Annotated in this window: 23 protein-coding genes; 10 read left to right on the forward strand and 13 right to left on the reverse strand. The window is 62.1% G+C overall.

The window, feature by feature from the left end:
• Positions 1-60: 60 nt before the first annotated feature.
• A complete protein-coding gene (locus tag B0G74_RS37215) occupies positions 61-1092 on the forward strand; it encodes an alpha/beta hydrolase (RefSeq protein ID WP_132381689.1) in 1032 nt (343 codons plus the stop codon).
• A 118-nt stretch (positions 1093-1210) separates the two neighbouring features.
• Here the strand turns inward: B0G74_RS37215 and B0G74_RS37220 are convergent, their stop codons facing one another.
• A complete protein-coding gene (locus tag B0G74_RS37220; RefSeq protein ID WP_132381691.1) occupies positions 1211-2173 on the reverse strand; it encodes a LysR family transcriptional regulator in 963 nt (320 codons plus the stop codon).
• Positions 2174-2314: 141 nt separating this feature from the next.
• Here B0G74_RS37220 and B0G74_RS37225 point away from each other — a divergent pair, with 141 nt between their 5' ends.
• The 3 genes from B0G74_RS37225 to B0G74_RS37235 all read left to right on the forward strand — a co-directional run bounded on the left by B0G74_RS37225 (position 2315) and on the right by B0G74_RS37235 (position 6274).
• Complete coding sequence (locus tag B0G74_RS37225; protein ID WP_132381693.1) at positions 2315-3604, forward strand: MFS transporter; 1290 nt, start codon at positions 2315-2317, stop codon at positions 3602-3604.
• Positions 3605-3707: 103 nt separating this feature from the next.
• Positions 3708-5225: a M81 family metallopeptidase gene (locus B0G74_RS37230; protein ID WP_132381695.1), complete on the forward strand. Its 1518-nt coding sequence runs from the start codon at positions 3708-3710 to the stop codon at positions 5223-5225.
• Between the two features lie 17 nt (positions 5226-5242).
• Positions 5243-6274: an alpha/beta hydrolase gene (locus B0G74_RS37235; protein ID WP_132381697.1), complete on the forward strand. Its 1032-nt coding sequence runs from the start codon at positions 5243-5245 to the stop codon at positions 6272-6274.
• 30 nt (positions 6275-6304) lie between these two features.
• Here the strand turns inward: B0G74_RS37235 and B0G74_RS37240 are convergent, their stop codons facing one another.
• The 4 genes from B0G74_RS37240 to B0G74_RS37255 all read right to left on the reverse strand — a co-directional run bounded on the left by B0G74_RS37240 (position 6305) and on the right by B0G74_RS37255 (position 9672).
• Positions 6305-6784 carry a low affinity iron permease family protein gene (locus tag B0G74_RS37240; protein WP_207915764.1) on the reverse strand — a complete coding sequence of 160 codons (480 nt, stop codon included), beginning with the start codon at positions 6782-6784 and terminating at the stop codon, positions 6305-6307.
• A gap of 80 nt (positions 6785-6864) precedes the next feature.
• Complete coding sequence (locus tag B0G74_RS37245) at positions 6865-8424, reverse strand: MlaD family protein (RefSeq protein ID WP_132381701.1); 1560 nt, start codon at positions 8422-8424, stop codon at positions 6865-6867.
• A 227-nt stretch (positions 8425-8651) separates the two neighbouring features.
• Positions 8652-8873 carry a hypothetical protein gene (locus tag B0G74_RS37250; protein ID WP_132381703.1) on the reverse strand — a complete coding sequence of 74 codons (222 nt, stop codon included), beginning with the start codon at positions 8871-8873 and terminating at the stop codon, positions 8652-8654.
• A gap of 136 nt (positions 8874-9009) precedes the next feature.
• Positions 9010-9672, reverse strand: coding sequence for a DUF3313 domain-containing protein (locus tag B0G74_RS37255; protein WP_132381705.1), 663 nt, complete (start codon positions 9670-9672; stop codon positions 9010-9012).
• A 303-nt stretch (positions 9673-9975) separates the two neighbouring features.
• Between B0G74_RS37255 and B0G74_RS37260 the strand changes: the two genes are divergently transcribed.
• Positions 9976-10572, forward strand: coding sequence for a TetR/AcrR family transcriptional regulator (locus B0G74_RS37260; protein WP_132383226.1), 597 nt, complete (start codon positions 9976-9978; stop codon positions 10570-10572).
• An 11-nt stretch (positions 10573-10583) separates the two neighbouring features.
• Here the strand turns inward: B0G74_RS37260 and B0G74_RS37265 are convergent, their stop codons facing one another.
• Positions 10584-12119: a PLP-dependent aminotransferase family protein gene (locus tag B0G74_RS37265; protein WP_132381707.1), complete on the reverse strand. Its 1536-nt coding sequence runs from the start codon at positions 12117-12119 to the stop codon at positions 10584-10586.
• A 136-nt stretch (positions 12120-12255) separates the two neighbouring features.
• On the opposite strand from B0G74_RS37265, the gene B0G74_RS37270 reads away from it, so the two are divergent.
• The 4 genes from B0G74_RS37270 to B0G74_RS37285 all read left to right on the forward strand — a co-directional run bounded on the left by B0G74_RS37270 (position 12256) and on the right by B0G74_RS37285 (position 15257).
• Positions 12256-12993, forward strand: a complete 738-nt coding sequence (locus B0G74_RS37270) for an NAD(P)-dependent oxidoreductase (RefSeq protein ID WP_132381709.1) — start codon at positions 12256-12258, stop codon at positions 12991-12993.
• A complete protein-coding gene (locus tag B0G74_RS37275) occupies positions 12990-13508 on the forward strand; it encodes a cupin domain-containing protein (protein WP_132381711.1) in 519 nt (172 codons plus the stop codon). Before B0G74_RS37270 ends, B0G74_RS37275 begins: the two co-directional genes overlap by 4 nt.
• A gap of 309 nt (positions 13509-13817) precedes the next feature.
• Positions 13818-14480, forward strand: coding sequence for a phasin family protein (locus tag B0G74_RS37280; RefSeq protein ID WP_243658509.1), 663 nt, complete (start codon positions 13818-13820; stop codon positions 14478-14480).
• A gap of 489 nt (positions 14481-14969) precedes the next feature.
• Positions 14970-15257, forward strand: a complete 288-nt coding sequence (locus B0G74_RS37285) for a hypothetical protein (protein ID WP_132381713.1) — start codon at positions 14970-14972, stop codon at positions 15255-15257.
• A gap of 83 nt (positions 15258-15340) precedes the next feature.
• Here B0G74_RS37285 and hmpA read toward each other — a convergent pair whose 3' ends face one another.
• Positions 15341-16522: an NO-inducible flavohemoprotein gene (hmpA, locus tag B0G74_RS37290; protein WP_132381715.1), complete on the reverse strand. Its 1182-nt coding sequence runs from the start codon at positions 16520-16522 to the stop codon at positions 15341-15343.
• A gap of 112 nt (positions 16523-16634) precedes the next feature.
• On the opposite strand from hmpA, the gene norR reads away from it, so the two are divergent.
• The gene (gene norR, locus B0G74_RS37295; RefSeq protein WP_132381717.1) at positions 16635-18227 is read left to right on the forward strand and encodes a nitric oxide reductase transcriptional regulator NorR; all 1593 of its coding nucleotides are present in this window, start codon (positions 16635-16637) and stop codon (positions 18225-18227) included.
• A gap of 73 nt (positions 18228-18300) precedes the next feature.
• Here the strand turns inward: norR and B0G74_RS37300 are convergent, their stop codons facing one another.
• The 6 genes from B0G74_RS37300 to B0G74_RS37325 form a co-directional block, all read right to left on the reverse strand.
• Positions 18301-18984 (reverse strand): glutathione S-transferase N-terminal domain-containing protein, encoded by a 684-nt coding sequence (locus tag B0G74_RS37300; protein ID WP_207915765.1) that lies wholly within the window; start codon positions 18982-18984, stop codon positions 18301-18303.
• Between the two features lie 402 nt (positions 18985-19386).
• Positions 19387-19677: a hypothetical protein gene (locus B0G74_RS37305; protein ID WP_132381719.1), complete on the reverse strand. Its 291-nt coding sequence runs from the start codon at positions 19675-19677 to the stop codon at positions 19387-19389.
• A 195-nt stretch (positions 19678-19872) separates the two neighbouring features.
• Entirely contained in the window at positions 19873-21525 is a 1653-nt protein-coding gene (locus tag B0G74_RS37310) for a cyclic nucleotide-binding domain-containing thioredoxin-disulfide reductase (RefSeq protein WP_132381721.1), read from the reverse strand.
• 414 nt (positions 21526-21939) lie between these two features.
• Positions 21940-23088: a peptidyl-alpha-hydroxyglycine alpha-amidating lyase family protein gene (locus tag B0G74_RS37315; RefSeq protein WP_132381723.1), complete on the reverse strand. Its 1149-nt coding sequence runs from the start codon at positions 23086-23088 to the stop codon at positions 21940-21942.
• A gap of 345 nt (positions 23089-23433) precedes the next feature.
• Positions 23434-24039: a hypothetical protein gene (locus B0G74_RS37320; protein WP_132383232.1), complete on the reverse strand. Its 606-nt coding sequence runs from the start codon at positions 24037-24039 to the stop codon at positions 23434-23436.
• Positions 24040-24146: 107 nt separating this feature from the next.
• Positions 24147-25151 (reverse strand): aliphatic sulfonate ABC transporter substrate-binding protein, encoded by a 1005-nt coding sequence (locus B0G74_RS37325; protein WP_132381725.1) that lies wholly within the window; start codon positions 25149-25151, stop codon positions 24147-24149.
• Positions 25152-25317: the final 166 nt, after the last annotated feature.

Consider the following 25317-nt stretch of genomic DNA (forward strand, 5'->3'; position numbering starts at 1 on the left):
CGGTGCGTCCTGCGGGCGCACAGTCCAACTCAGCGCTGTCGTACATAAGGAGAATTAGCCATGTCTGACCAGATCAATACCCGGCGCCGTCGTCTGCTCGGAACTACGGTTGCGGGCCTGAGCCTGATGGAACTGGGACTGAGCGGGCTTGCCAACGCGCAATCCAATAGCACGAAGGCGGGATCTAGCGTCGCCTCGTTCGACAACCTGAAACAGATCAATGCCGGCACGCTCAGCATCGGCTACGCCGAAGCGGGTCCGCAAAACGGACCGGTTGTGATCCTGCTGCACGGCTGGCCGTACGATATCTATGCCTTTGCCGAAGTCATGCCGTTGCTCGCGGCATCCGGCTACCGGGTCATCGCGCCGTATCTGCGTGGCTATGGCACGACACGGTTCCTGTCCGCTGATACGCCGCGCAACGGGCAACAGGCTGTGGTGGCCGTCGACATCATTGCGTTGATGGACGCATTGAAGATCGACAAGGCGATTTTCGGCGGCTTCGACTGGGGCGCGCGTACGGTGAATATCATCGCCGCGCTGTGGCCGGAACGATGCAAGGCGATGGTGTCGGTGAGCGGCTATCTGATCGGCAGCCAGGAAGCGAACCGCACGCCGTTGCCGCCGAAGGCGGAGCTGGCCTGGTGGTATCAGTTCTACTTCGCGACGGAGCGCGGCTATGCAGGCTATGACGCGAACCGCCACGACTTCAACAAGCTGATCTGGCACACGGCATCGCCGAAATGGAATTTCGACGATCCGACGTACGAGCGTTCGGCGCAGTCGTTCAATAACCCGGATCATGTTGCGGTGGTGATTCACAACTATCGCTGGCGACTGGGGCTGGTCAAGGGCGAGGTGCAGTACGACGATCTGGAGAAGCGTCTGGCAGCGGCGCCGACGATTTCCGTACCGACGATCACGATGGAAGGCGACGCGAACGGTGCGCCGCATCCCGAACCGGCAGCGTACGCGAAGAAGTTCACCGGCAAGTACGCGCACCGGAATATCGGCGGCGGTGTCGGACATAATCTGCCGCAGGAAGCGCCGAAAGCGTTTGCCGATGCCGTGATCGACGTCGCACGTTTCTAGCATTACTTGCGCGTTCACGAAGACGGGCCGCAACGACAGACGAGATCGCTGCGGCCCGTTTGCATATCGCGCATATCGCGCGGCCGACTCTTCGGCCACTAGTGCACGCAATGTACCGCTAACTGTTCCGCCGCCCACCAGCCTTTCGCCGTGGGCTTTCTTTCGCTTTGGGCGTAGAGAACATCGGCATGCGTTCCTGAATCCACTTGAGCAGTTCGAGCGGCCCCGCTGCAAGCGGTCGGCCGGTTTTGACCAGCACTCTGGCCTGCGCACTTTCAAACAACGGATGCGCAATCGGGACCGTGGTCAGTTCGCCGCTGGCGAGCTCCCGGTATGCAGCGAACTCTCCGATGAGCGTCACAAAGTTTTCCGCCGTCACGAAGCGCTTCAATGCGCTCAGCGAGTTCGTCGTCAACGTCGGGCGGATCACCACGTTCTCCGCCAACTCCAACATCGAAACGACATGGCCGATGCCGAACGTGGAAGGCATCAGCGCGAGCGGGTAGGCGCGCAGATCATCGACACCCGCCGGCCCTTTCCGTTTGACGAGCGGATGGTCTTTTCTCAGCAGCAGCACGACGGGCTGATGCGAACTGGCTCGATATTCGATACGCGGATGGGGCGGCGGATTGTACGCCAGCCCGATATGTGCCCGGCTTTCCGCGACGTCGTCCAGCAGTGCGTCTACCGCCTGCGTCGTCATGCTGATGTCCAGGTGCGGATAGCGCGTGCAAAACGGCGCCAGCACGTCGTCGACGAGCGTGTCGACGAAACCTTCGCTGATGGACAACTGGATGCGTCCCTTCTGAAGCCCCCGCAACGCGTGCAACTGGTCCTCGAGTTTTTCCTGCTGCGACCGGTAGCCCTGCCAGAACTCGAGCAGATGCGCCGCGGCTTCCGTCGGCCTGACCCCGCGCGCCTGGCGTTCGAACAGCACGGTGCCCAACTCGTCTTCGAGCAACTTGATCTGCCGCGTGATGACCGACGGCGACGTATTGATGTGGTCGGCGGCGCCGCGGATGGTGCCGTGGGTCAGCACTTCGTGGAAATACCGAAGACGCTGCTGGTTGATTTCTCGCATTTGATCGCTCCAGCGCCCAATTGTCGTTGTCTACAGAGCAACGATATGTGAACTTAGTTGCTCTTGCTAGTGGGGTTTTGCCCTGCCACCATCAAGTTAACCCGCACGACGGGCCCACGGACGCAAAACCGGGAGACACGCATGTCAGCAATCCATCCATCGGCCGCCGGCGATCCTGCCTCAGCGCTGTACAGCAAGCTCAACTGGCGGCTTCTGCCGTTTCTCGTGACCTGCTACATGTTTGCGTATCTGGACCGGGTCAATGTCGGCTTCGCCAAGCTGCAGATGCAGACCGACCTGGGTTTTTCGGACGCTGCATACGGAGTGGGCGCGGGCATCTTCTTCATCGGCTACGTGCTGTTCGAACTGCCGAGCAATCTCATGCTGCCGAGAGTCGGCGCGCGGCGCACGTTCAGCCGCATTCTCGTGCTGTGGGGCATCACGTCGGCCTGCATGCTGTTCGTGCGCAGCGTGCCGGCCTTTTATGCCATGCGATTTCTCCTCGGCGTGTTCGAGGCGGGTTTCGCGCCGGGCATGATCTATTACCTGTCGTGCTGGTACGGGCCCGCGCGGATGGCACGCGCCATTGCGCTCGTGTTCGTCGCCGGGCCGCTTGGCGGGATTGTCGGCGGGCCTGTATCGGCGTGGCTCATGACGAGTCTGTCCGGCGTCGGCGGGCTGGCCGGCTGGCAGTGGATGTTTCTCGTGGAGGGCCTGCCTTGCATCGCACTCGGCCTCTTGACGCTGCGCGTGTTGTCCGACCGGCCCGAGCAGGCACGCTGGCTGAACGATGACGAAAAGTTGCTGCTGGGACGCGAAACCGCGCCGACCGAGCATCGCGCGGACTCGTTCAAGGCCGTGTTGAAGAGCCCGAGAGTCTATGTGCTCGCGCTCGCTTACTTCAGCATCATCTTTCCGATCTATGCGATCAGCTTCTGGTTGCCGACGCTGCTCAAAGAGCAGGGCGTGAGCGACACGATCCGCCTCGGCTGGTACACCGCGATTCCCTATGTCGCGGCCGCCGTCTGCATGTACCTCGCGGGCCGCAGTTCGGACCGGGTAGGCGAGCGCCGCTTCCACTGCGCGATTCCGGCGCTTGGCGCGGCGCTGTGTCTCGTCGCGGCCGTCTTTGCCGACGGGAGTGTGATGCTCACACTCGTGGCATTGACGCTGGGAACGGCTTGCCTCTGGATGGCCTATACGGTTTTTTGGGCCATTCCGTCCCAACTGGTCGAGGGAACGGCGGCGGCGGGCGGCATCGCGCTAATCAATACCGTAGGACTGTCCGGCGGATTCTGGGGTCCCGCTGTAGTCGGTTGGGCCAAAGCATCGACGGGCAGCGTGCATACCGGGCTCTTCGTCATGGCTGGCGCTGCCGCATTGGCCGCGATTCTGATATTGACGGGCAAGCTGACGCTCAAGCAGGACTGAGGACTGTCGAGTCTACTTTCCGAAGTCCTTCGAAATCAAAAATATAGGCATCCATATCATCTCGCCGATGGTTCGCGAGATCGTTTGAGAAAAGGTGAAACACATGAAAATCCTGATCGCCGGTTTCCAGCATGAAACCAATACTTTTGCGCCCACCAGGGCGTCTTATTCGAGCTTCGTTCAGGGCGAGGGCTTTCCGCCCATGGTCCGCGGTAACGACGTGTTCGGGCTTCGCGACGTCAATGTGCCGATTGGCGGATTCATCAAGGTCATGGAAGCGAATGGGCACGAACTGAAGCCGGTGATCTGGGCGGGCGCCAGCGCATCGGCACACGTCACGACGGATGCATTCGAGCGGATCGGCGGCGAGATCATCGCCGCTGTCGAGGCAGGCGGCTTCGACGCGATCTATCTCGACCTGCACGGTGCGATGGTGACCGAGCAACACGACGACGGCGAGGGCGAACTTCTCGAACGTGTGCGGCGGATCGTCGGCGATCGGATGCCGGTGGTCGTTTCGCTGGATCTGCATGCCAACGTGACCGCTCGCATGTTCGAACACGCGAGTGCGCTCGTGGCGTATCGAACCTATCCGCATGTGGATATGGCTGAAACCGGCGAGCGTGCCGCGCGGCTTCTCGAAGATCTGATGCGGGAGGGGCGACCGTTGCATCGGGCGGTGCGTCGCGTGCCGTTCCTGATTCCCGTGAACGGCATGTGCACGCTGGTCGAGCCCGCACGCGGGATGTACCAGTTGCTGGAGGATCTCGAAGAGCGGCCTGTCGTGACCGTGTCGTTTGCGCCGGGCTTTCCGGCGGCCGATTTTCCCGAGTGCGGCCCGACGATCTGGGCTTATGCATTCGACGAAGCTGCGGCAGAACATGCAGCGGACGCACTGTTCGCGAAGATCGCAGGCGATGAAGCGCGTTGGGATGTGCCCTTCCTGACGCCCGACGAAGCGGCGCTCGAAGCAATCCGGGTGAGCAGGACGGCGGCCAAACCGGTCATCATCGCGGACACGCAGGACAACCCGGGCGTGGGCGGCGATTCGAACACGATGGGGATGGTGCGCGCGTTGTTGCGCAATGGCGCCACCGACGCGGCGGTGGGCGTGATCTGGGATGCCCAGGCGGCGGCAGCGGCGCATCGCGCGGGTGTGGGCGCGCGCATTTCACTCGCGCTGGGCGGCCGTTCCGGTGTGCAGGGCGATGCGCCGCTGGAAGGTGTGTTCGAAGTCGAGCACGTGTCGGACGGCCGCTTCCGTTTCGATGGCCCGATGCTCAACGGCATGCAAGGCGAGTTGGGGCCGGTCGCCTGTTTGCGGATCGAAGGCGTCAGGATTGCGGTGAGCTCCGTCAAGATGCAGGTGTTCGATCGCAACCTGTTCCGCGTGGCGGGCATCGAACCCGAGCAGATGAAGATTCTGGTGAACAAGAGTTCGGTGCATTTTCGCGCGGATTTCGAAGCTATCGCCGAGGCGATTCTCGTCGCGAAAGCGCCGGGACCGATGGCTGCCGATCCCGTCGACCTACCGTGGACGCGTCTCGATCCGGCAATCCGGTTGCGGCCGTTGGGGCCGTCTTTCAGTGAGAGCGATCCGGCACGGCTCGCGAGCGCTTAACTTTTAAGGGAGTCACCATGTCTGACCAGATCAATATTCGGCGCCGTCGTCTGCTCGGAACTACGGTTGCGGGCCTGAGCCTGATGGAACTGGGACTGAGCGGGCTTGCCAACGCGCAATCCAACAGCACGAAGGCGGGATCTAGCGTCGCCTCGTTCGACAACCTGAAACAGATCAATGCCGGCACGCTCAGCATTGGCTACGCCGAAGCGGGTCCGCAAAACGGACCGGTTGTGATCCTGCTGCACGGCTGGCCGTACGATATCTATGCCTTTGCCGAAGTCATGCCGTTGCTCGCGGCATCCGGCTACCGGGTCATCGCGCCGTATCTGCGCGGCTATGGCACGACGCGCTTCCTGTCCGCGGACACGCCGCGCAACGGCCAGCAGGCTGTGGTGGCCGTCGACATCATTGCGTTGATGGACGCATTGAAGATCGACAAGGCGATTTTCGGCGGCTTCGACTGGGGTGCGCGTACGGTGAATATCATCGCAGCGCTTTGGCCGGAACGATGCAAGGCGATGGTGTCGGTGAGCGGCTATCTGATCGGCAGCCAGGAGGCGAACCGCACGCCGTTGCCGCCGAAAGCGGAACTGGCCTGGTGGTATCAGTTCTACTTCGCGACGGAGCGCGGCTATGCGGGTTATGACGCGAACCGCCACGACTTCAACAAGCTGATCTGGCACACCGCATCGCCGAAATGGAATTTCGACGATGCGACGTACGAGCGTTCGGCGCAGTCGTTCAATAACCCGGATCATGTTGCGGTGGTGATTCACAACTATCGCTGGCGTCTGGGGCTGGTCAAGGGCGAGGCGCAGTACGACGATCTGGAGAAGCGTCTGGCAGCGGCGCCGACGATTTCCGTACCGACCATCACGATGGAAGGCGACGCGAACGGTGCGCCGCATCCCGAACCGGCAGCGTACGCGAAGAAGTTCACCGGCAAGTACGCGCACCGGAATATCGGCGGCGGTGTCGGACATAACCTGCCGCAGGAAGCGCCGAAAGCGTTTGCCGATGCCGTGATCGACGTCGCACGTTTCTAGCAATACTTGCGAACGCATTGGCTAGTCGCGTTACACCGCCGCTCCCGTTTTGCCATCGCGACCCTTACCGCTGCGCCGGTCTTCGTCGCCGTCATCGCGATTGTCGACGAAGGGCGAATCGGTGTCGCTGCCGCCGGCGCGCAGCGCAGTGCGCGCTTCTTGAGCCAGCTTTTCGTAGTGTTTGCGGAAGCGGGTCAAGTCCTTTTCCTCGAGCTCTTCAAGATCGAGCAGCGCGTTGTGAGCCCCTTCCAGTGCGCGGATCAACTCGTCGAGCTTGATCTGCATCGCGGCCGTATCGCGGTTCTGGGTGTTCTGGATCAGGAAGACCATCAGGAACGTGACAATCGTGGTCGACGTGTTGATCACGAGTTGCCACGTATCGCTGTAGTGAAAGAGCGGGCCGGTGAGGGCCCAGACGATCACCATGACGACGGCCAGAACAAAGGTGACCGGCCTGCCGGTCATCGTGGAAAGGAAGCTTGAGAACTTCGAAAACCATTTGCCGCTCATCATGATCTCCGCGAGTCGGGTCGACGTAAGGCATCATCGCACAGACGCCGCCTCGGCTAGTCGGCAAGCCTCGAAGCACCTCAGTGGTCCGCCGCTTTACCCCACACAATCGATTCAGGATGCTGTTCCAGATAGTCCGACAGCGCCTTCAGCGCGGCAAGTGTGCGGCGCAACTCGGTCAACGCCTGGCGAATATCGGTGTGCATCGGCGAGTCCTGCTGCAGCGTGGCGTTTGCGGCATTGAACGAGCGCTCGGCAGCCGCCAACGTCGTGTGCGCCTGCGGCACCAGTTCCGTGTCGATTCGCTGGAACAGGGAATTGGCGTTCACGAGCGCCTGGTTCAGATTGAAGCCGATCGCGTCGAAGGGGACGTGGTCGAGCCTCTTCACGATGTTGGCGAGTTGGTCCTGAAGTTCCTCGACGGTATTGGGCACGGTCGGCAGTTCGACCGGCATGCGGCGCGTGTCGATGCTGACAGCGGGGACGTTCGGGAAGAAGTCCAGCGCCACATAGCGCTGGCCGGTCAGCACGCTGCCCATACGCAACTGCCCGCGCAAGCCCTGGGCGACCAGTTGATGCAGCAGCGCTTTGGCCGCCGCGCCGGAGCCTTTTCCGAGTGCCTCCCTGTAGCGTCGTCCGAGACGATAGGGGTAGAGGTTGAGCGTCACCATCATGTCGAAGCGATTGCACGCCGGCGTGAAGTCGAGATCGATGGCGGTCACTTCGCCCAGTTCGACACCGTCGAAGTCGACCGGCGCGCCGACTGAGAGCCCGCGCACGCTCCCGTCGAACCGCATACGCACCGACGCGGCGGGTCCGTCGTCGGCACGACGCATCGCCTCGGTTCTGTTCGCGGCTAGAGCGAACGCGGCGCCGTCGGCGGCGCGAGGTTCGGGCGTCTGTGATTCGGGCAGATCGAATACGACGCCTCCGGAGAGCAACGCGGCAACGGATTGGGTGTCCAGCGTCAAGCCGCTCGAATCGAATCGCAGGTCGATGCCGCTTGCGTGCCACCATCGCGTGCCTGATGTGACATAGCGATCGTAAGGCGCTTTCACGAATACATCGACATCGACGGCGGAGCCACCGCGAGCCAACGCATAGTTGAGGACTTGCCCCACCTGCACGCGCCGGAAATAGACTGGCGAGCCCACGTTGAGCGATTCGAGGGAAGAAGCGTGCAGAACGAACCGCCCGCCGTTCTGCTCGCTGGTCACGGACGGCGGCGTTTCCAGACCGGCAAACTGCCGGCATATCGTGGACGCGCGTCCAACATCCACCGCGATGTACGGACCGGAGATAAATGTCGTCAGCCCGGAGACACCAGCGGTGCCGACGCGCGGACGAACCACCCAGAGGCGCGTGCCGCACAGTGCAAACCGTTCGGCGGACGTGTCGAGTTCCACGACGGCGAGCACGCGTGTGCGGTCGTGCGAGAGCCGCAGTTCCATCAATCTGCCTATTTCGACGTCCTTATAGCGCACGCGGGTTTTGCCGGCTTCGAGTCCTTCGGCTGTGGCGAAGCTGACGGTGACTTCGGCCCCCGATCGTTCGAGCCAGGGCGCGAGAAGCGCGAGACAGATCAATGCGGCGGCAAGCGGCGCGAGCCAGATGACGGCGAGTCGTGGGCGAAGACGCATTTACAGCTTTCCGCGGACGACGTCGCCCATGTCTTTCGCCAACCGGCAAAGATAGCGCAGCGTTCGCTTAATGCTGTGCCTGATGCCTGCGCGGATCGACCTGGCTCGCGTGCCGTTGCCCGAGTTCGATGCTTGCGGGCCGGAAGCCTCGCGCTGGTCTCGCGTACGCGGACTACGTGGATGCCGCGAGCGCATGGTGTCTGAACCTTCTGGAGAGACCTGCCGGGTTAGCGAGGAGCAGCGTGAACATCCGGATAGAAACTCATGGCCAGTGTGATGTAGACGAGCGCGGCGAAGACGCCGGCCAGGGTGCCGAACGCATCTCTCGCGGCCGGGCCACGCGTAAATTGAACCGGAATCCCCACCAGCAGATACGCCACAAAGAACACGAAGGCGACCATCAAAGGCGGAGGGGCCAGTGAGACGACCATGTCAGCGAATGCGCGCATACGCGTACCTTGGAATAGTCCGGAACAGCGGCCTTGTCGTTGCGTCGGCTTGCCGTGGCCGATGCACCGTGGCGCTTGCGCGCCGCGGGTCAACTACGCGCAGCGCGCAAAGCGATGGACAGCGAAAGCGGACCGATCAATGAAGCTGCGCCACCAGCGCATCCGCACCCTTGTCGAGTCCCGTCTTCGCAGCGCCCAGGGAGCCGAAAGCGGCCGGCAGATTCATGGCGTTCGGATATTGCTTCGACACGTAGGCCTTCAGCAGTTGGCCGCTCGCGCCGTCATAGACTTCCACGGCGTAGGACACCGAGCCGCTGAATGCCCCCTGACCGCCGCGGATCGACTGCACGCCGTTGTAGAGATTGCCCGCAAGGTCGAAATGCATGAACTGCCCGACCAGCAACGTCGTGCTTTCGGCGCCGGTCAAGGTCAGCTTGATCCGCAAGGTGTTGGGGCCAGGCTGCGTGGCCACGTCGAACCGTTTCGCCAGTTTTTCCGAGAACGTCTTTTGCATGTAGTCGGCAAGCGCGGCCCTGTCGGCGGCCTTTAATTCGCCGAATTGATTGTCACTGCCCTGATAGACGGCCACGGGGTCCAGCACCACCTGCGTGTAGCGCGCCCAGACCACGGTCGCCGCGTACTTGTAGGGCACTTTGCCCGCATCGTCGTCGCGGTTCTGCTTCAACTGCGGCGAGGACGCGATGCCCGTGTACGCGACGGGTTGCACACCCGCGCAGGCCGCGAGGGCCAGTGCCGCTGCGCCGGCGAAAAGAAGCGGGACGAGTTTGTTCGTGAACATTGCATGTTCCTTGATGGGCAATTTGAGTGCCGGTGAATGCCGGGCGGCGTGCAGTTCAGGCGAGAACCGATGAGGCCGAACAGTAGCACCGTCTTTATTGAATGTAAACCGTCTATCCGGTTTGTTTGTTGGGTGGCTTGAGCGGTACAATTCCAACCCTCAGAGCGAGCGCTGCTTGTGCCGACGGATGGCGCGACTGCTCGCCGACACTGATTCACCGCGCCGAATCACTTGCTCAATACCATCACGACGCGGCAGCACCGGGCCGGCACGGCCAGCGTGGCGACGTCATCACTATCGACAATGGATAACCAGACCCGTTCGGAGATTTCCCGCAAGAAGGCAATCGATGCCGCTCTTACCATCCTGACTCGCGAAGGCGTCGGTGGACTGACGTTCGATTCGTTGTCGCGTGAAAGCGGCATCAGCAAGGGTGGACTGCTGCATCAGTTTCGCACCAAGCAGGGGGTACTGTGCGCGTTGCTGGAGCATCAGAAGCAGCAGTTCGAGCAGATCGCGCGCGACTATATGGCGAAAGAGGGCGCGTCCAAAGCGGAGCCCAACCTCGCGGCGCAGATTGCGATTTATCGGGAGTCCATCAATCAGCCGAATTCCGTGGCACGAGCCGTTCTCGCCGCGCTGGTCGAGAACCCCAACTTGCTCGACGAAATGAAGACGTCCGACGCCGAGAAAATGAAGGCCTTGCAGGACGAAGCGACCGACCTCGATCTGTCGCTGTTGCGCTACTTCGCCGCCAGCGGTCTCGCGTTTCACTCTCTGCTGGGACTGTCGCCGCTGGACGATTCGGCCCGCAACCGGCTGTTCGATCGTCTTCTCGATGAAGCGAGCTGGCAAGGTCAGCACTCGCAGACAAAACGTCGCAAACGGTCCGCGGGCTGAGCCGCGCTGGTTCATCGCGAACGGCGCGTCAACACTCGAGCAAGAGCGATCACCCCCGACTCTATTTCCTCGACACCGATCGACGCAAAACCGAGCACGAGCCCCGGCGGCGCGGGATGGTCGATCGCGTACAGCGATAGCGGGCGCGTCTCGATGCCTTCGCGTGCCGCACGCCGCGCCGCGTCGGCGTCGTCCGCGCCTCTGGGCAGAAAGGCGGGCGCATCGAGTCCCGCCACGATCGGCGCAAGCGCGAGCAAGCCCGAGAGATGCCGCTCGACCGCCGACGTCAGCGCCTCGGCCCGCTCGCCATAGAGCATGCGCATGCGTCGTATGTGCCGGCCGAAATGACCGTCGGCGATGAAGTCGTGCAACACGGATTGTTGATCGGTTGGAACATGCCGCGCCGTCGAGGACAGCGCGGCCACGAATGGCTCGACCAACCGGTCGGGCAGAATCGCATACGCCGTCCTCAAAGCGGGAAACAGCAGCTTGCTGAAGGTGCCGCAGTAGACCACGTGTCCGTGATCGTCGAGGCTCTTCATCGCGGCAAGCGGGTGGCCTTCGAAGCGGTACTCGCTGTCGTAGTCGTCTTCGATGATGACGGAGCCTCGATCCCGTGCCCACTCGAGCAACGATAGACGCCGTTCGAGCGCGAGCGGCGGACCCAGCGGCGCCTGGCGCCCGGCGGTGACATAAGCCAGACGCGCAGTTGCGGCGTGCTGACGGGCCCATGACACATCGACGCCGGCCGTGTCGACCGGCACGCCGATCACCCGGGCGCCCGCCGCTTCGAGTACGAAACGGGCGCCGGGGTAACCTGGGTCTTCCATCCACGCGCTGTCTCCCGGATCGAGCAGGAGGCGCGCGGTCAGATCGATTGCCTGCTGAACGCTGCCCAACACGACGACGTTGTCCGCCGAACATCGAATACCGCGCGACGGACCGACATAAGCGGCGATCACTTCACGCAGCGGCCGATACCCTTGCGCCTCGCCATCGCCGAGCAGATCCCGCTGCGCGCGACGCACCCGGTTGGCCGCGAGCCGCGCCCACAATTCGAATGGAAACGCATCGAGATCGGGCTGGCTGGCGCGAAACGCGCGCGCAGGGCGCGTGCGGCCGCTGAGTTGAAACGCGCTCCGCGCGAGCAAACGGCCACGCGCCGATAACTCGACAACTGGCGGCTGCGTGCCGCTGTCGCCGTCATGATGACGCTCGCGGGCGAGCGGCCGGCCATCGCGCTTTCTGGGCGACGTCCGCTCGCCGCTGTCGATGCGCCGGTCCGGCAGTTCAGCCGCAACAAAACTGCCGCGTCCCACGGCGCCCGACAGATACCCTTCCGCGTCGAGTTGCGCGAAAACGCCCAGCACCGTTCCGCGCGACAGTCGAAATCGTGTTGCGAGATCGCGCGTGGAAGGCAGGCGCGCGCCCGGCGGCAACGACCCCGACAAGATCGCCTTGCGCAACTCGTCATAGAGCCAGCGGTGAAGCGGCGCGCCTTCCGGCCTGGGCGCTAGCGCAAGTTCAATCTGTTCAGCTCGCCGCACACTCTTCCTCGTCAAATTGGCTCAATCAATTTCCGAATAATGGACCTTTTTTATGACCATTCACAGCCTTATGCTGGGGTCATTGGAAACGCGGCATGTCGCCGACTTTCGCGTAATGACTGATGGGAGAAAGGAAATGGCACACAAGGTGTTCGTCGCCGGCGTAACGGGCGCCATTGGAAGCGCGCTTGCGCCGCTGCTGATCGACGCCGGCTATACGGTATTCGGCGGCACGCGGCGCGCGGACCGCGCGAGAGAACTTGAGGCCGCGGGCGTGGTGCCGGTCATCGTCGATGTATTCGATGCGGCCGCGCTGCGTGACGCGCTCGTGCGCATCGCGCCGGCCAGCGTGATTCATCAATTGACCGATTTGCCGCCCGGGCTCGACCCTGCTCGAATGGCTCAGGCGGTGACGGCCAACGCGCGGATACGCGACGAGGGTACGCGCAACCTGGTGGCCGCGGCGATCGCGGCGGGCAGCAGCCGGATGATTGCGCAAAGCATTGCATGGGCGTACCGGCCGGGACCGACGCCTTACGACGAAAGCTGCCCGCTCGACATCGATGCGCAGGGCGCGCGCGGCACGAGCGTGCGTGGCGTCGCGGCGCTCGAACGGCACGTGCTGGAAGCGGCGTCGCTGAACGGCACAGTGCTTCGCTATGGACAGATTTACGGACCCGGCACAGGCGCCGACGCCCCGGCGGGTTCAAGTCCATTGCATGTGGAAGCGGCGGCGTATGCGGCGTTGCTTGCGCTTCAGCGGGGCAACGCCGGCGTGTACAACGTCGCGCAAGACGTAGCCGAAGTGACCAGCGCGAAGGCGCGCCGTGAGTTGGATTGGTCGCCGGATATGCGATCGGCGGCGCGCGTATGAATCCGCTGACGCTGACTCTGCCGCGCCTCGCGTGCAAGCCCGCCATGCTCGCGCTGGCCACGACGACGATGCTGGCGCTCGGCCCGTCGGCGCCTCGTTCGGCCATCGACTGGTTCGCTGGCATCTGCGGCGTCGATCCGTTGATGTCCAACGCATCGACGCATACCGGCGCAGCGAGCCGGCCTGCATCGACCGTGAAAGTGCTGTCGTGCGAAGCGCTGCCCAACGTGCCGGGCAAGTCGGTGACGACGGCCATCGTCGACTTTCCGCCGCTCGGCTTTACGCCCGCGCATCGTCACCCTGGTTCAGTGACGGCGGTCGTGCTGGAAGGGACGATCCGCTCGCAACTGCAAGGTGGGCCGCCCGTCGACTACGCGGTTGCACAGACCTGGTTCGAGCCGCCGCGCGCGCTCCATCTATTCGCCGAGAATCCTGATGCGGTGCATCCGGCGAAGTTGCTGGCGACATTCATCGCTGATACCAATTGCGGTCCGCTGGTATTGCCACCGGACTAAGTCCGGCGATCTCTCATTGCCGATTGGTTGTAAATCCACATCACATTTCTGTTTTTCTCTAAGCGATAGACGGTCGCATACACATGCATTTGACCGTCTATCGCACATCTGCTCATGCACTCCGTAGCGCGCTTACGGACAGTGCTTCCCAAGTTGTGTCCCATAGATCGGCGTGTTCGCCGAAATCGCGAATATTCCACTGATCTTTCGACGATCAGAGCCGCGCCTTTATTCAGTCAAAACCATACCGTCACCCGAGGGTAATTACTTACAAAAGAGTGCGCCAGATGCAGATTTAACAAAGTTAGAATGTTTCATCTAATGCTGCATCGCAGAACGATTCGAGCCGGTTGGTGCAAGCCAACGAGTCAACTAACTGCGTGCGTCTCGACTGGTTTCGCATACCTCTTGTCTGAGCAATGTGAACGTTTAAAGAAGGAGTGCAGAGTGTATTTTTCGACGCCAGAGCAATTCGTCTCCATCCAAAGTGCCAATGTCGCTGTCGCGTTTTCGTTGGCGCAGCAAACATTCCAGTATTTTGAAGAGCTGGCTAAGTTGAACCTGCAGGCGGCCAAGGCCACGTTCGCGGAGAGCGAACAGGCATGGCAGATGGCGGTGTCGGGTAAGACGCCGGTCGAACTGTTTATTCATCAGGCCAGCAACGCGCAACCCGTCGCGCAGAAAGTACTGTCTTATAACAGTCACGCGCTTGAAATCACCAACGCCGCACAGGCCGAATTTCTGAAGATTTTCGAAGACCGGTTTGCACAGTCCAACACGAAAATGCAGACGGTTTTCGACGACTTCGCGCGCAATGCGCCCACAGGCTCCGAACTCGCGGTCACCGCGTTCAAGTCGGCGGTTTCCAGTGCGGGCGCTGCCTACGACGCGATGCGCAAAGCCACCGCGCAAGCCATTGCCTTGGCGCAGGCCAGTCAGTTGACGGCACCTGACTCGGCGCGGGCCAAATAAGGCAATTCAGCCCAACAGCAATGCTCAGGCAGCCTGGAGCAAACGCTCCAGGGCTGTTGTTTCGCTTTCCTCCAAGCAGGACGGATCGGTCGATTCGGAAACGAAATGGGTATCGCATTGCTTGCCAACTCGTTCGAAGGGCGATCCGAAGGCGCTTAAAAAAAGTCAGCCGGGAATGTAATGGGAAGTCACGCTTCTTATAAGAACGATCTCTCGCACATTGAAACGATAGTCACAACGCTGGAGAGATTGCTTTCAAAAGGTGATTCGATGGCGTGCACGTCGGTAGTCAATGAGCCGGATTATTGGCGTCAGCGCATCGAGACGATACTGAATCAGCGCGAGATTTCAAGGGTCGATCGGGAGCATGCTGACGCCTTGCTCAGACGCTTGAGCGGGATCATCAAGATGCCTTAATAAGGCGGCAGAATCGAATAAACATCTGAAGGCCGCGAGCAACGCGGCTCAGTCAATATAAAAGGGTACGACATGACCAGTGAATCTTCTGAGAGCGGTTTGCAGGTGCTGTCGTCGCAAACCTCGGGCCGTCATCGACTCGTGGTGCGCGCGGCGCTTCACGGTATGCGCATTGCCGCAATCTGGCAGGTGCTATTTCCCTTCTCCCGCAACGTCGAGACCGTCGCTGTGACGACGCCTCCCGGCAGCGGGTTTGAAGAAGTCACGATCGCGCTGGCTCAAGCGCAACGCGAGTTGGTGGATGCCATGATCGCGCGCTTCAAGAGCATGTCCTGGGTGACGAGCGCAACGCTTTGCTGAGGGCGTGAGTAACTTCAACGCGACCGACAGTTGCGTGCAGATAGCCGGCTCCGGCTATTTGCACGTCGACGCAACCCGCGTCTTTATTCCAGTGCGGAAGCCGGACCAAAAAATTCATAACGGCTTTGTGACTCCGGCACGCCGATCGTTTTCAGGTGCTTCTTGATGGCCTTCATGAACGCGATCGGTCCGAGGAAATAGACATCGACGTCGCGCGTCTTGGGCAGCCACGCGTCGAGGCGCGTTTCGTCGAGATAGCCGATGCCGTGCGCGTCGGCATCTTCCGCGCGACGCTGCTCATAGCAGTAGAAACGCTTCAATTTCGGATGCCGCGCGGCCAACTGGTCGATCGCGTCGCGAAACGCATGCACGCCGCCGTGACGCGCCGAGTGAATGAAGTGCACAGGGCGGTCGGTCTTCAGCGCGGCTTGCAGCATCGCCAGCGTCGGCGTGATGCCCACGCCGCCGCTGATCAGCACCAACGGCTTGTCGCTGTCTTCGAGCTTGAAGTCGCCGGCCGGTGCGAACAGTTCCACCGCGTCGTTTTCATTGACCTGCGTGTGCAGATGGTTCGACACCTTGCCATTCGGTTCGCGCTTCACGCTGATACGATATTCGCGGCCGTTCGACATGGCCGAGAGCGAGTAATTACGGCGCACTTCCTCGCCGTCGATAACGAGCCGCACGCCGATGTATTGCCCCGGATGAAACGCGAGCAGCTCGCCGTTGTCGTCGGGGCGCAGATAGAACGACGTGATCTCGTCGCTTTCCCGCACTTTACGGGCGACACGAAAGAGCCGCGTGCCGCGCCAGCCGCCCGGCGCTGCTTCCCGCTCTGCGTACATTTTCTCTTCAAGGCCGCTCAACAGATCGGCGAGTTGCTGATACGCGGCGGCCCACGCTTCAATGACCGCATCGGTTGCAATCTCGGCGCCAAGCACTTCGCGGATGGATTTGAGCAGGCACTGCCCGACAATCGGATAATGCTCCGGCAGGATATTCAGCGCGACGTGCTTGTTGATGATCTGCGAGACCAGCCCGCCAAGTTGTTCGAGTTGATCGATATGACGTGCGTACATCAGCACGCCGTTGGCCAGCGCGCGCTGTTGCGCGCCGCTCGCCTGGTTGGCGAGGTTGAACATGGGACGCACTTCGGGATGTTCGCTGATCAGCATGTCGTAGAAGTGCGTGGTCAGCGCCTCGCCTCCGCTTTCGAGAAGAGGAACGGTGGCTTTGACGATGGCGCGGTGTTCGGCGGAAAGCATAGGAAGTCCTGGTTGTTGGTGGATATCCAGTCGGGCTTCGACTGACGTACTTGTGTATCCATGTTTCGTGCCAGGTATAAAATGCAAATAAATCAACGATCTGAATTTCATAATGGTCAATTCGACCTTAGTCGAAAAGACTCCTGACGGAGTCAATCTGATTGCAGAAGCGCTCCTCGACGTCCTGACGCCGCTGATCCTCGACCTCTCGCGTGAGGTGTCCGACCGCGAGCGTTACCGCCGTCTGCTCAGCAGCCTGCGCGCGCTGTTTCCCGGCGACGCGGCCGCGCTATTGCGTCTGGAGGGCGACACGCTGGTGCCGCTCGCCATCGACGGATTGAGCAGCGATACGCTTGGGCGGCGCTTTCGTGTCGGCGACCACCCGCGCTTCGAGCAACTTCTGTCGCGGCCGGAGCCGACCCGCTTCGCCGCGGACTCCGATCTGCCCGATCCCTACGACGGCCTCGTACAAGGCGTGGCTGGTCATCTCGAAGTCCACGATTGCCTCGGCTGTCCGCTGTTCGTGCGCGGCCGGCCGTGGGGTTTGCTCACGCTCGATGCGCTGGACCCGGCGCGCTTCGACAGCATCGACATGGCGTCGCTGCGGGCGTTTCTGGGCCTGGCCGCCGCCACGGTGAGCGTGGTCGAACGAATCGATACGTTGGCACGCAGCACCGAAGAGGAGCGGCGGCGCGCGGAAGCCTACCGGCAGGCGAGCAGCCAGAGCCGGCGCGAAATGGTCGGGAGCAGCGACGCGCACACGCATCTGATGAAGGAAATCGAGGTGGTCGCCGGCAGCGATCTGACCGTGCTGATCACCGGTGAGACCGGCGTCGGCAAGGAACTCGTGGCGAATGCGATTCACGCGCTCTCGTCGCGGGCGAATAAGCCGCTGATCAGCCTGAATTGCGCCGCGCTGCCGGACACGCTCGTCGAGAGCGAGCTGTTCGGGCATGTGCGGGGCGCGTTCTCCGGCGCGTCGTCGGACCGGCGCGGCAAATTCGAACTGGCGGACGGCGGCACGATTTTTCTCGACGAAGTGGGCGAGCTGCCGCTTCTCGTGCAGGCCAAACTTTTGCGGGTTTTGCAGAACGGCCAGTTGCAGCGCATCGGCTCGGACCACGAACACAAGGTCGACGTGCGGCTGATCGCCGCAACGAATCGCGATCTGGCCGAAGAGGTGCGCACGGGGCGGTTCCGCGCGGACTTCTATCATCGGCTCAGCGTCTATCCGTTACGCGTGCCGCCGTTGCGCGAACGTGGCCGCGATGTGTTGCTGCTGGCGGGGTTTTTCCTCGAAGAGAATCGCTCGCGGCTCGGCCTGCTGAGCCTGCGTCTCGCGGCGGATGCGCAAGCCATGCTGCTGCGTTATCCGTGGCCCGGGAACGTGCGTGAACTTGAACACCTGATCGGCCGAAGCGCGCTCAAGGCACTGGCTGCGAATCGCGAGCGCCGTCGGATCCTGACGTTGACGGCTGCCGACTTCGCGCTATCAGCAACACCGGCTGAAGACACAAGTCAGACGCCAGGCGAAACAACTGAAAGCGGAACGAAGGATTTTCGCAGTGCGGTCACCGAGTTCGAGCGAACCACCGTTCTCGACGCGTTGTCTCGCCACAACCAGAATTGGGCGGCCGTCGCGCGCGAGCTCGGTCTTGATCGGGCGAATCTGAACCGGTTGGCCAAACGGCTTGGCCTCAAATGACCGGCAACGCAATTCGCCGCGCGACCGCTGCAAGATAGCGTAGTGTCGCGCGGCACGACCAACGGGTAGACGCTTAAGTGGCTACGTCTTCGTTTTGCGGAAATAGCGCGCGACGTGTCTCGTCGTCGAACTCGGCTTTCAGCGTCAGCTTGTCCTTCAATGCTTGTGCGCGCGCCGCGGCTGGACGTGCGGAGATTTCGTCCACGACGCGCTTCACGTTCGGATACGCGCTCAGACCCGCTTCACCGAGAATGTAGCCGGCGAAGCAAGCCCAGCCCCACAGCGCGATATCCGCGACGGAATAAGTATCGCCGGCCAGATACTTCGACGTCGCAAGGCGCTCGTCCAGCACGCGATAGTGGCGCTCCACTTCCTTCAGATAGCGATTGCGCGCATAGGGCAGCGGCGTCGGCGCGTGATGCAGAAAGTGCACCGCCTGGCCCGAGAAGGGCGACAGTCCGGTCGCGACGAACATCAGCCACGACAACGCCTGTGCGCGTTCGCCAGCCGATGCCGGCAGGAACCGTTCATGTTTCGTCGCGAGGTGCAGCAGGATGGCGTGCGAATCGAACACGGTCACGCCGTCGTCGGTAATCGCCGGGACTTTTGCGTTCGGATTGATGCGGAGAAACTCGGGGCGATGTTGTTCGCCCTTGAACGTGTCGACCGCGATCAGTTCGAACGGGGTCTGCAGTTCTTCGAGCATCAACGCGACTTTCATCGGGTTCGGCGACGGGTGGAAGTAAAACTTCAGCATGACGATCTCCATGGAATAAGGGGCAGGGCAGATGACGACCGGCGGCACAGCGCCGCTCGGATTCGTGCCGCGGTGGCTGCCCGGTCGTTGCGACCTTTGGTGATGATGGGCTGCCGGGCCGCTTTTGCCGTACGACTATTCCGATGAGAACGTTCGAACGATTCGCACGTGTTGTCACGAACGAATCGGGATCGCCTGCTTGCCGTTACTCCGCGATCGAAAAGCGCGACGGGCGCTTTTGCGGTGCCTTGGTCGGACGCTCAACGCGCGAGGTAGCGCCGCGAATGAAAAGAATTGCGCAAAAGGCCACCATGGCCCAAATGCAGAGAATTACCGTCAGAGCGCTCATTTCAGTTTTCAGATGTAGAGACTGCGATTGGTGCTGTCCGACCTGCGGGCCGGTCAGTGTGTCGTATGCGGACCGCTGCCGTCAAACAGAAGCTCGTCGATCAGGCGCGTGGCGAGTGCGAGTTGCTGTTCGAGCGACGCACGCGCCGCTTCCGCGCCTGCCGCGTCGCCACGGGCGGCGGCGTCGTAAGTCTGCGTCGCGAGGCACAGCACACTCTCCGACGCGAGGTGCAACCCGCGCATCGTTTCGGCGTCTGCGTCTGGCACCGGGCTGGTCCATTCTGTCGTCGAAGCGGCCGGCAGGCTGATTTCGAACTCGTTATCTTTATCGTGGCGGGTAGACATCGCAGGCTCCTTGCGCAATTGGCACGATGTCAGTGTGCGCCGGCGTTTCTGGTTTCAATCGGGCGAATAGAAGCCTGTTTTTTAGTCAATCCTCGATGATTGGGAAGTCGAAGTATTCAGCTGAAGAATAGGCCTGCGGCGCGGCCGCCGGCGCGCTTTTGCAAGCGGGCAGAAGCGTTGCCGCGCGATCCAGCGCTATCGCGCGTCTTGCTGCAGATATTTGTGGGCAAACGCGATTGCCATGCTGCCCTCGCCGACCGCGGAAGCCACGCGTTTGACCGGACTCAGCCGTACATCGCCGCAGGCAAACACGCCGGGCACGCTCGATTCGAGCAGGTAGGGATCCCTGTCATGGGACCAGCGTCCGGCCTTGACGACGTCGTCGCCGGTGAGCACGTAGCCGCGCGCATCGCGTGCGATTTCCTCGGGCAACCACGCGGTCTCCGCGTCGGCGCCAATGAACACGAACAAGGCCCCGCAATCGTGCCGGCGCACTGCCTCGATCGACGCGTCGCGCACGTCGATCGCCGTCAGATGGGTGTCGCCGTACGCGCCCACGACTTCCGATCGCAGTCGCACCGCGACGTTCGACTTGCCGCGCAGTTGCTCGATCAGATAGCGCGACATGCTCTTGTCGAGCGAATCGCCGCGCAGGACGAGCGTCACCATGCGCGCGTGATTGGCAAAATACAACGCGGCCTGCCCAGCCGAATTGCCGCCGCCGATCAGATACACGTCGAGTCCATGCGTCGCGTTCGCTTCGCTGCGCGACGCGCCGTAGTAAATACCCTTACCGATAAACCGGTCGAAACCTTCGATCGAGAGGCGCCGCCACGTGACGCCCGTCGCAAGAATGATCGTTCGCGTCCGGATGATGTCGCCGCCGTCGAGGTGAACGCTGCGCGCCTGCACATCGATCCGGCCGACGGACCGCGTCACCAGAATCTCCGCGCCAAGCCGCCTTGCCTGCTGCAGTGCGCGGCTTGCCAGTTCATCCCCGGAGACACCGTTGGGAAAGCCGAGGTAGTTCTCGATACGCGAAGAGGTGCCGGCCTGTCCGCCGGGCGCTTCACGCTCCAGCACGATAGTGCGCAAGCCTTCCGATGCGCCGTACACCGCCGCGGCGAGCCCAGCCGGGCCACCGCCGATGATCATCGTGTCGTATTCGGTGAGGCGAGGCTGCGTCTGCAGACCCAGCAGCCCGGCAAGCTCGCGCGCCTCAGGCCGGTTCAACACCGTGCCGTCGACCAGTCGCAACGACGGACACTCTTCCTCTGTCGGACAGGTTCCGGGCCAACGCTTGGGCAGTTCGGGCGCGTCGGGCGTCATCCAGTCGTAGCTAATCTGGTTGCGGGCGAGAAAATGCCGCAGCGCCGTACAGGCGTCGTCCCAGCGGCTGCCGACCATGGTGACGCGCGCCTTGGGCGGCTCAGCGGAAAGCCCTTGCAACCCGCCGATGCGTTCGCGAGCGAGCGCGCCCATCTTGAGCGCCACATCCGGCGATGCGGCGGCCAGTACGTAATAACGCTGGGCGTCCACACGCATCACACGCGACGGTTCCGCCGCGCGGTAAGCGCCCGGAAACGGTGAACTCAGCGCAAGCGGCACTTCGCCGAAGATCGTGCTGGGCAGACGCCAGCCTAGCGTGCGCTCGATACCGTCGAACGTCTTGATGACTTCCATCTTGCCGGTGAGAACGACATACAGCGCGCGCTCGCCGCCTTCGTGAACCGCGAATTCGCCTGCGCATAGATGAAGGTCCGCGGAGGTGTGCGCGAGATTGTCGAGTTCGTCGTCGGAGAGTGTTGCAAAGAGCGGTACTGTCCGGATGTCGTCGATGGTCAGCATGGCTGTGTCCAAACAGGCAAGGGGGGAGGAGGATCAGTCTGCGGGAGATCGTTGTTTACGACAACGCGTACCGCCACTGCGCGAGAGACAGGAGGCAGTCCGAATCAGTATAGGATGTTCGCCTGCCAACTTTATGGCTAACACGTGTCTCGGTTTCCGTTGACGCGAGCCTGCCGCAACGTTCTTCACCCCTGCTTCTTTCCGCACATCTCATCCTGCGACTCGAGCGCGGCGACCATCTCGCCGTCCGGCGTGGTCAGATACGACGGTCGCGCAACACGCTGCGACAACAGTTCCATGATAGGCGGCACGTGATCGCAATCGGTTCGCCATCCGGAATATCTTAGGTTAACGAACTAACCTGCAGTGTCAAACGAAAACTGCCGCCCGTCGCACCGCCTCACACAACGCCGGTCAGGCGTGCAGAACCAGTTTCTGCACGCGCCAGTTCAGCAGTTCAGCCACGAACAGGACGTTCTCGGCCGGGCACGCCATCTGATGAATCCAGCCGAACTGCTTCGGTTGCTTGCCGGCTTTACCGAGTACGCCGAGCACCTTGCCGTCGAGCGTCATCTTGTAGATGCGGCCCGGAAAAGCGTCGGCGCTATAGAGCACCTGGTTCGGTCCCGGCGAGATGCAGATTGCCCACGGCGAGCCGGGTGCAAACGTGCCGGCCGCGATTGCCGCTTCGTCCGGCATGTCGCCGATCGCCGGACGTGCGTCCGGCGGCACCGGCACGTCGATCGTGAATTGCCGCAGGAAAGTCCCTTCGGTGTCGAACACCTGGATGCGCCGGTTGCTGCGGTCCGCGACATAGACGTTGTCGTGCGCGTCGAGCGCGATGCTATGCGGCGTATGAAATTGCCCCGGCCCCGTACCGCGCTCGCCCCATGACTTGATCCAGTTGCCGTCGCGGTCGACTTTCGCGACGCGCGAGTTGATATAGCCGTCGCTGATATACGTGTTGCCCGCCACGTCCCATGCTACGTCCGTGACCTGGCGAAAGCGCCCGGGCTCGGCGGGCAATGGCGGATTGGGGTGCTTCAGCGGCGCGGTTTCTTCGTCGGAGGCTTCCTGTTTGCGGCCGAACACCATGGCGACGCGTCCGTCCGGTGTGAACTTGATCACCATGTCGGAACCTTTGTCCGTCACCCAGATGTTGTCTTGCCGGTCGATCTTGACCGTATGCGCGAACGACCATGCATATAGGTTGTGCCCGATCTCGCGCACGAAGCGTCCGTCGGGCGCGAACTCGAGAAGTTGCGCGGCCGCCGCGCCGTATGCCGGTCCAGTCGAGTTGCCGCGCGACAGCACGAAGATATGCCCATGCGAATTGAGTGAAACGCCGGAGCACTCACCGAAATACACATCTTTGGGCAAATGAACGGGATTTGGAATCGAGTCGTAAGCAATCGAGGGTACTGTGGGTGAGTCCGCGAAAGCCGGTGGTATCGCGAGTCCGGCAGCGGTGCCCGCGACGAGGCTCAAAAAAGTGCGGCGACTCATTGCCCGATGCTCGGCGCTGCCACAGCACGGGCAAAACGACCCATATTGCTCGCTCATCCGATGTCTCCTTTTTGTATCGCGTACGGTCATGTTCCGTTTGGCGAAGCCAACGTCCCGAACGCGCAGGAGCAATCGTAGTGCACATTTCGCGCGATAGCCAAGTCGTCGTGCGGCTACCGGCAATGTGTGGACAGCGAGACTCGCTATCTGCAATACAACCTGCTTTCAGCTTCGAGTCTGCGATGAAGTGTGCGTGGCATCGTGCACATGCTTTCGGCGATGTGGTCGATTGCAACGACTTGCCGAGTTTGAGTGACACGCGACAGCCTGGTTGCCGCATGGTTGATCAGACCATCCGTTGATCGAAAACCAGCAGTCATTCAATTAGTTCGGACTGCAATCTTACTGTGTGCCGCTCGGTGCCGGTCCCTGAGAGGCAGCATTCACCCGTGCGGATTCCCTCACGAGTTCCTGCGTCATCGCGGCGGCGACGGGGTTCGAACCGCGGTGGTCCTGGCTGGTCGGCGCGGCTTGCATCGGCGGCGGCATAGGCAACGACGGATCGGGTTTGGAAGATTCCCTGACGAGTTGCTCCGTCATAGCCGCCGCGACGGCATTCGAGCCATGCCGGGTCAGATCGTCGCGCGCGCGGCCCGGCTGTTTATGTCGCGATGCTTGTGGCTGCGCTGCCGTTTGCGCATCATTGGCGATGGGGCCAGATTTAGACGGCAACGGTGCGCCCGCGATCTCGCCCGTGCTGTTCGCGGACGGCGAAGTGGGAACCACGTTGCCCGCGGTCACATGCGTGCCGTCCGCTCGCGGATCGACCGCCGCCGTCGTGACGGAGTTGGCCGTTACCGTGTCCGGCGCCGCCTCGGAGCGATTGCCCTTAGGGAGAAGCTGGTAAGAGATGAATCCCACGTCCACCAGAACCAGCGCGATTATCAACGCCTTGCCTGTATTCGTCATATCCAACACCGAGTCGTTCGAGTGAGGTGATCGAATCATGATAATCGACCGCCAAAAAACATTTTGGGCGGCGTTTTGCAATGCGATTTATTCGGTTTTCTCCACGCGTTTTGACACCGTTTTGACATCCCCCGTCAGCTAATCCCTCAGCTACCCGCAGGTTCTCCGCGTTTCGCTCCGAAGTCCCAGCGTTGCGCCTGCGCAGTCTCGACTTTGGCGGGCAACAATCCGGCCTGAAAGAATGTATCCGCGATCTTTTGCTGCTCGCCGAAATTCTGCGCAAGAACCGGGCGCACCAGATAACTGCGGCGCGCATTCGCACGTTCAATCGTGGCGGCGTCGAGTCCCCAGATCGGCGCGAGCGTCTGGGCCGCTTCCTGAGGATGCGCGCGCAGCCAAACGCCTGCTTGCGTCAACTGGTCGAACACGATCTGGATAACCTCGGGGTGCGCCGCTGCGAAGCGATTCGACGCGAGATAGTAGCGCTGATACGACGCGAGTCCTTTGCCGTCCGCGAGAATGCGCACGTCCGCGTCGCGATCGACGGATGCGACGTACGGATCCCACGTGATCCACGCATCGACGCTGCCGCGCTCGAAGGCCGCGCGGCCGTCGGCCGGGGTGAGGTAACTGATTCGCACATCCGCGGGCGTGAGGCCTGCCTTGATGAGCGCCGCAAGCAGCAGATAGTGGCTGCCGGCGGCCTTGGTCACGGCAATGCGCTTGCCCTTGAGATCGGCGAGCGAATGGAGCGCACCGTCCTGTTTGACGATGATCGCCTGCGCGCCCGGCGACGGCGCTTCCTGCGCGACATAGACGAAGCGCGCGTGCGCGGCTTGCGCGAAGATCGGCACCGTGTCGGCGACGTCCGCGCTGAAATCGACAGCCTCGACATTGAGCGCTTCGGCCAAGGGCAGGCCGCTCGAAAATTCATTCCACGACACGCGCACGCCCAGCGGCGCGAGGGCCTTGTCGAGCGACCCGCGCGCCTTGAGCAGCGTGATCAACGTCGACGACTTCTGATAGCCGACCCGCAGCGTAATGGATTCGCCGCTCGCAGCCGATGTTTGCGCGTAGCTGCGCGCCGCGAGCGTAGTCAGCGAGGAAGCCAGCGCGACGCGAATAAAAGCCCGTCTGTTGAGCAGCGCCATGATTCATAGTCCTTGAGTCGAGTCTGAAAAGAAGGCCAATCGGCCATGCTAGCAACGACCCTGTGCGGCGCGAACTGATGGTTTCAGCTAAAGATCGAACGCCAGCGCATAAGCGCATGCGTGCATCGAAAACACAGAGCGAATGAGGCGATCCGCATGCGCCATT

This window comes from Paraburkholderia sp. BL9I2N2, assembly GCF_004339745.1.
Lineage (GTDB): Bacteria > Pseudomonadota > Gammaproteobacteria > Burkholderiales > Burkholderiaceae > Paraburkholderia.